General features: G+C 59.3%; 1 protein-coding gene. It reads left to right on the top strand.

Annotated elements, in window-relative coordinates:
* A partial coding sequence (locus tag NCT04_RS34205) for a methyl-accepting chemotaxis protein (RefSeq protein ID WP_250470266.1) occupies nucleotides 1–1,229 on the top strand: 1,229 nt, incomplete at both ends.

Here is a 1,229-nt window from a genome sequence, read left to right as displayed (position 1 = left end):
GATGTCGTCGCGGCCCATTCCGACGTTCAGGCACATCTGACGGAACTCAAGCGGCTGGTTGCGAGACCCGATGCATCGGAGCAGGCCCGCGCACTCGTTGGCCGTATTGATGAGATTGAGCAGGCTTATGTCCCTGTCGCTACTGCGATCTTGGAGCTTGAGAATGCAGGTCGTCGGGACGCGGCGATTGCGAAAATGAACGCAGAGTGCCGCCCCTTGCTTGCCAAGCTGACCCATGCCACAGACGAGTATGCGGCGCTCACGCGACAAAAAGAAGCTGAGATCGCAGCCGATTATGATCAGCAGTACGTCCTGACCCGCAATATCCAGCTCGGCGTTTGTCTAGCCGCCATTCTGCTGGCGATCGGTGCAGCAGCGGCCATCACCCGCTCGATTGTCGAGCCTCTCAAGCGCGCGGTTCAGACGGCCAACGCGGTCGCGCAAGGCGACTTACGAACGACCTTGCATGTTTCAGGTCGCGACGAGACGGCGTCGCTGTTGCGGGCGCTCCAACAGATGAATGATCGATTGACCGCAACAATCGGCCAAGTACGAGAAAGCAGCACCGCTGTCGAATGCGCTGCAAGGGAGATTGCCACCGGCAACACTGACCTCAGCCAACGCACCGAGGAGCAGGCTGCATCGCTGGAACAAACCGCTGCCAGCATGGAACAACTTAATTCGGCCGTTAAAAGCAACTCCGAAAGCGCCTCACATGCGGCATCGCTCGCGGGCAACGCTTTCGACATCGCTCGACGAGGAAACGCAGTGGTTGGCCGCGTGGTTGAAACGATGAACGGCATCAGCGACAGCTCGACCGAGATCGCCAACATCACCGCAATCATTGAGGGCATCGCATTCCAGACGAATATCCTGGCGTTGAATGCGGCAGTAGAAGCGGCGCGTGCCGGCGAACAAGGGCGCGGCTTTGCGGTCGTCGCCAGCGAGGTTCGAACACTCGCTCAACGCTCGTCAAGCGCCGCCAAGGACATCAAGACCTTGATCGAGAACTCGGTCCAAAAAGTTCAGGACGGAGCGCTCCTTGCAAGCGATGCGGGGCGGACGATGGCTGACGTGACCGCTGCTGTGACCAAAGTGACTGACATCATGCAGGAAATTGCTGCGGCGTCAGGCGAACAAAGTCGCGGCATCGAACAAGTGAATCAGGCCATCGCGCAAATGGATCAGGTCACCCAGCAAAACGCCGCTCTGGTTGAGGAGGCGGCGGC

The organism is Caballeronia sp. GAFFF2 (assembly GCF_023631485.1).
Lineage (GTDB): Bacteria > Pseudomonadota > Gammaproteobacteria > Burkholderiales > Burkholderiaceae > Caballeronia.
The sequence above is the reverse complement of the archived record's forward strand: the minus strand, read 5'-3'. Positions and strand labels throughout refer to the sequence as shown.